Origin of the sequence: Nocardioides sp. (assembly GCF_036274455.1) — a bacterium.
In the GTDB taxonomy this organism is placed as follows: domain Bacteria; phylum Actinomycetota; class Actinomycetes; order Propionibacteriales; family Nocardioidaceae; genus Nocardioides.
In genome coordinates this window covers 1-4,580 of record NZ_DASUFR010000187.1, presented here as the reverse complement: position 1 = coordinate 4,580, position 4,580 = coordinate 1, and the positions used below count along the sequence as shown (strand labels likewise).

Annotated in this window: 4 protein-coding genes; 3 read left to right on the top strand and 1 reads right to left on the bottom strand. The window is 68.8% G+C overall.

Going from position 1 to position 4,580, the window contains the following annotated elements; all coding sequences use genetic code 11:
* Positions 1–1,306: aminopeptidase N (gene pepN, locus VFV89_RS18895; protein ID WP_329707517.1), on the bottom strand; the 1,306-nt coding region annotated here is incomplete at its 3' end.
* A gap of 188 nt (positions 1,307–1,494) precedes the next feature.
* Between pepN and VFV89_RS18890 the strand changes: the two genes are divergently transcribed.
* From VFV89_RS18890 to VFV89_RS18880, 3 genes are all read left to right on the top strand, one after another.
* A complete protein-coding gene (locus VFV89_RS18890) occupies positions 1,495–2,100 on the top strand; it encodes a DsbA family protein (RefSeq protein ID WP_329707516.1) in 606 nt (201 codons plus the stop codon).
* A gap of 126 nt (positions 2,101–2,226) precedes the next feature.
* Positions 2,227–4,035 (top strand): methionine--tRNA ligase, encoded by a 1,809-nt coding sequence (gene metG / locus VFV89_RS18885; RefSeq protein WP_329707515.1) that lies wholly within the window; start codon positions 2,227–2,229, stop codon positions 4,033–4,035.
* A gap of 35 nt (positions 4,036–4,070) precedes the next feature.
* Positions 4,071–4,580 (top strand): class I SAM-dependent methyltransferase (locus tag VFV89_RS18880; protein ID WP_329707514.1); only part of this gene is annotated, 510 nt, incomplete at its 3' end.

Here is a 4,580-nt window from a genome sequence, read left to right as displayed (position 1 = left end):
AGGCCTTCTCGAGCGCCGTGAGCAGGTCGGAGAACTCGGTGTTGGAGAACTCGTGGTCGTGGACGTACTGCTTGAGCCCGGCGAGGAAGGGGTCGAGCCCGACCCAGGCGACCAGCTGCTTGAGCACCGCCGCGCCCTTGGCGTAGGTGATCATGTCGAAGTTGACCTCGACGGCGTGCAGGTCGACGTTGTCGGCGGCGATCGGGTGCGTCGAGGGCAGCGAGTCGGCGCGGTAGCCGGTCTGCTTGCGGGCGTTGGTGAAGCCCGTCCAGGCGTCCGTGTACGACGTCGCGAGGGCCTCGGCGTGGTAGCAGGCCCACTCGGCGAACGACTCGTTGAGCCACAGGTCGTCCCACCACTTCATGGTCACGAGGTCGCCGAACCACATGTGGGCCATCTCGTGGAGGATCACCTCGGCCCGGAACTCGTAGAACGAGCGGTCCTGGCGGCTGCGCGGGAGGTACTCGTCGCGGAAGGTGACGCACCCGGCGTTCTCCATCGCGCCCATGTTGTACTCCGGCACGAACAGCTGGTCGTACTTGCCGAACGGGTAGGGGTAGCCGAACTTGTCCTCGAAGAACGCGAAGCCCTGCTCGGTGATCTTCCAGAGCTCGTCCGCGTCGAGGTGCTCGACCAGCGACTGCCGGCAGTAGAGGCCCATCGGGATCTCGCCGTGCGCGCCGTGGTAGGTCCTGGAGACCGTGTGATATTCGCCGGCGACCAGCGCGGTGATGTAGGTCGACATCGGCTTGGTCGCGGGGAACCGCCACAGCAGGGCGCCGTCCGTATCCCCCTCGAGCGGCAGCGGCTCGGGGCTGGCGGCGTTGGAGGAGGCGACCCAGCCGGCGGGCGTCTTCACGGTGAACGTGTAGGGAGCCTTGAGGTCGGGCTGCTCGAAGGTGGTGTAGACGCGGCGGGCGTCCGGCACCTCGAACTGCGAGTAGGTGTAGACCCGGTCATCGGCAGGGTCGACGAAGCGGTGCAGGCCCTCACCGGTGTGCGAGTAGGTGCAGTCGGCCTTGACCACGAGGGTGTTCTCGGCGGCGAGCCCGCTCAGGGCGATGCGGCTGTCGGCGTACGCCGAGGTGTCGAGGCTCTCGCCGTTGAGCGTGATCTCGTGCACGGTCGCGCCGACGAGGTCGGCGAAGGTCGAGGCGCCGGGCTCACGGCAGCTGAACACGATGGTGGTCGTGGAGCCGAAGGTGGTGTCGCCCGTCGTGAGGTCCAGGTCGATGGAGTACGACGTGACGTCGAGGAGAGAGGCGCGGGTGGCCGCCTCGTCCCGAGTGAGGTTGGTTCCAGGCATGCGGAGATCCTGCCACCCGTGGTGTGAGCCCGGCCACGCGGATGGGGACCAGTGGTCCAGTCGTGACCGGATCGCGACATCACGGGTTTCGGTGCTGCCCGAGAGGTCACCGCACATGCCATGCGACGCGGAACAGCACGTGGAACAGGTCGCGGAATAGATGAGGGCCGGCGCGGTTGATGGTTGACATGAGCAACGTTGACTTCTGGTTCGACCCTCGCTGCCCGTTCGCCTGGATCACCTCACGCACCATGCTCGAGGTCGAGAAGGTCCGCGACGTCCAGGTGACCTGGCACATCATGAGCCTGGCCTACCTCAACGAGGAGAAGGACGACATCTCCGAGAGCTATCGCGAGGGGCTCAAGGACGCCTGGGGCCCGGTGCGGGTCTGCATGGCGGTCGAGCAGGAGTACGGCCAGGAGAAGCTGGCCGAGCTCTACACCGCTCTCGGCACCAAGAAGCACACCGAGGGACGCGAGAAGATGGACCGGGCGCTGGTCGAGGAGGCGCTCGAGGAGATCGGCGTACCCGTCGCCCTGGCCGCGGCCTACGACGACCCGTCCTACGACGAGGCGGTCAAGAAGAGCCACCACGTGGGCATGGACCAGGTCGGCACCGACGTGGGCACGCCCACGATCGCCGTCGACGGTCACGCGTTCTTCGGGCCGGTGCTCAGCCAGATCGCGCGCGGCGAGGAGGCCGGGAAGATCTGGGACGCCTCGGTGACACTGTCGTCGGTGCCCTACTTCTTCGAGCTGAAGCGGACCCGCAACCGCAAGCTCGACTTCAGCTAGGCGTTGATTCGGGACCTCTGCCGGTCGAGTCGGCCGCTTTGACTTCTTGACTTCCCGACTCGACCGGCAGAAGTCCCGAATCAACGCTGTCGCGGCCCCGGAACTCCGACTCCTAGGCTGGTCTCCGTGAGCAAGATCCTGTCCGCCGTCGCCTGGCCGTACGCCAACGGCCCGCGCCACATCGGCCACGTGGCCGGTTTCGGCGTGCCCTCCGACGTGTTCAGCCGCTACATGCGGATGGCGGGCCACGACGTGCTGATGGTCTCCGGCACCGACGAGCACGGGACGCCGATCCTGGTGGCCGCGGGCGACCAAGGGGTCACCGCGCGCGAGCTGGCCGACAAGAACAACGCGGTGATCGTCAACGACCTGGTCGACCTCGGGCTGTCCTACGACCTGTTCACCCGTACGACGACGGGTAACCACTACAACGTCGTGCAGGAGCTGTTCGAGGGCGTGCACCGCAACGGCTACATGGTCGAGCAGACCACGCTCGGCGCGATCTCGCCGTCGACGGGGCGCACGCTGCCGGACCGCTACATCGAGGGCACCTGCCCGATCTGCGGGTACGGCGAGGCGCGCGGCGACCAGTGCGACAACTGCGGCAACCAGCTCGACCCGACCGACCTGATCAACCCGCGGTCGAAGATCAACGGCGAGACGCCGGAGTTCGTCGAGACCCAGCACTTCTTCCTCGACCTGCCGGCGCTCGCCGAGGCGCTGCAGGACTACATCGCCGGCCGCGAGGCGTCGGGCACGTGGCGGCCCAACGTCATCAAGTTCTCCCAGAACCTGATCGAGGACCTCAAGCCGCGGGCGATGACCCGCGACATCGACTGGGGCATCCCGGTGCCGGTCGACGGGTGGACCGACCAGCCCAACAAGCGGCTCTACGTCTGGTTCGACGCGGTGATCGGCTACCTGTCCGCCTCGATCGAGTGGGCCCGCCGGCTGGGCGACCCGGACCGGTGGCGGGACTGGTGGAACGACCCGGAGGCCGTCTCCTACTACTTCATGGGCAAGGACAACATCGTCTTCCACTCGGTCATCTGGCCCGCGGAGCTGCTCGGCTACAACGGCGCGGGCGACCGGGGCGGCGAGCCGGGCCGGTTCGGCACGCTCAACCTGCCCACCGAGGTCGTGTCGTCGGAGTTCATGACGATGGAGAGCAAGCAGCTCTCCACCAGCCGGGGCCACGTGATCCTGGTCGGCGACATGCTCTCGCGCTACCAGGCGGACGCGCTGCGCTACTACATCTGCGCGGCCGGCCCGGAGACGTCGGACGCCGACTTCACGTGGGCCGACTTCGTGACCCGGACCAACTCCGAGCTGGTGGCCGGGTGGGGCAACCTGGTCAACCGCACGGCAACGATGCTGGCCAAGAGCTTCGGCGAGATCCCGGCCGCGGGCGAGCTGCACCCCGAGGACGAGGCGGTGCTGGCTGCGGTCCGCGCCGGTTTCGACACCGTCGGCGGGCTGGTCGCCCGGCAGCGGCTGCGCCAGGGCATCGCGGAGGCCATGCGGGTCGTCGGCGAGGTGAACAAGTACCTCACCCTCACCGAGCCCTACAAGATGAAGGACGAGTCGCAGCGCGAGCGGCTGGCCACCGTGCTCCACGTCGCCGCGCAGTGCGTGGTCGACTGCAACACGATGCTCTCGCCGTTCCTGCCGCACTCCTCCAACAAGGTCCACCTGGCGCTCGGCGGCGACGGCGAGTTCATGCCGATGCCGCGGGTCGAGACGGTCGAGGAGCTCGACCCCGACAACGGCGCCGGGCTCGATTTCTACCCGGTCATCACCGGCGACTACTCCGCCACGCCGGCCTGGGAGTCGCGGCCGGTCAAGGTCGGCGCGAAGGTCGAGAAGCCGACGCCGATCTTCACCAAGCTCGACCCCGGGATCGTGCAGGAGGAGCTGGCGAGGCTCGGCCAGTGATCGGCCCGGTGGTCGGCCAGTGAGGCCGCGCGCCGGTGCGTGAGGGCGAGCCGAGCCGGACCGCCTTCGGGGCTGCGGTGCTGCGAGCGCTGCACCCCGAGCTCGACCGGCCGGTGGTCTTCGACGACCCGCTGGCGTGGCGGATCCTCGGCGACCGCGAGGAGATCCTGGCCGGGCTGGAGCACGGGCCCGACCGCTCGCGGCTCCGGATCTTCATCGCGGTCCGGCACCGGTACGCCGAGGACGCCCTGGCCGCGGCGTACGCCCGCGGCACCCGGCAGGCGGTGGTGCTGGGGGCCGGCCTCGACACCTCGGCCTACCGCAACCCGCACGCCGACCTGCGGTTCTGGGAGGTCGACTTCCCGGCCACGGGGGAGTGGAAGCGCGAGCGGCTGGCCGAGGCGGGCATCGCCGTCCCGGACACGGTGTCCTTCGTCGGTGTGGACTTCGAGCGCGAGCCGTTCCTCGAGCGGCTGACCGGGTCCGGGCTGGACGCGGACGCGCCGGCGTTCTTCCTGTGGCTCGGGGTCGTGCCCTACCTCACC

What these genes read in the sequence shown, in the direction of transcription:
- VFV89_RS18890 (WP_329707516.1), top strand. Translation starts at nt 1,495, where the DNA reads ATGAGCAACGTTGACTTCTGGTTCGACCCTCGCTGCCCGTTCGCCTGG.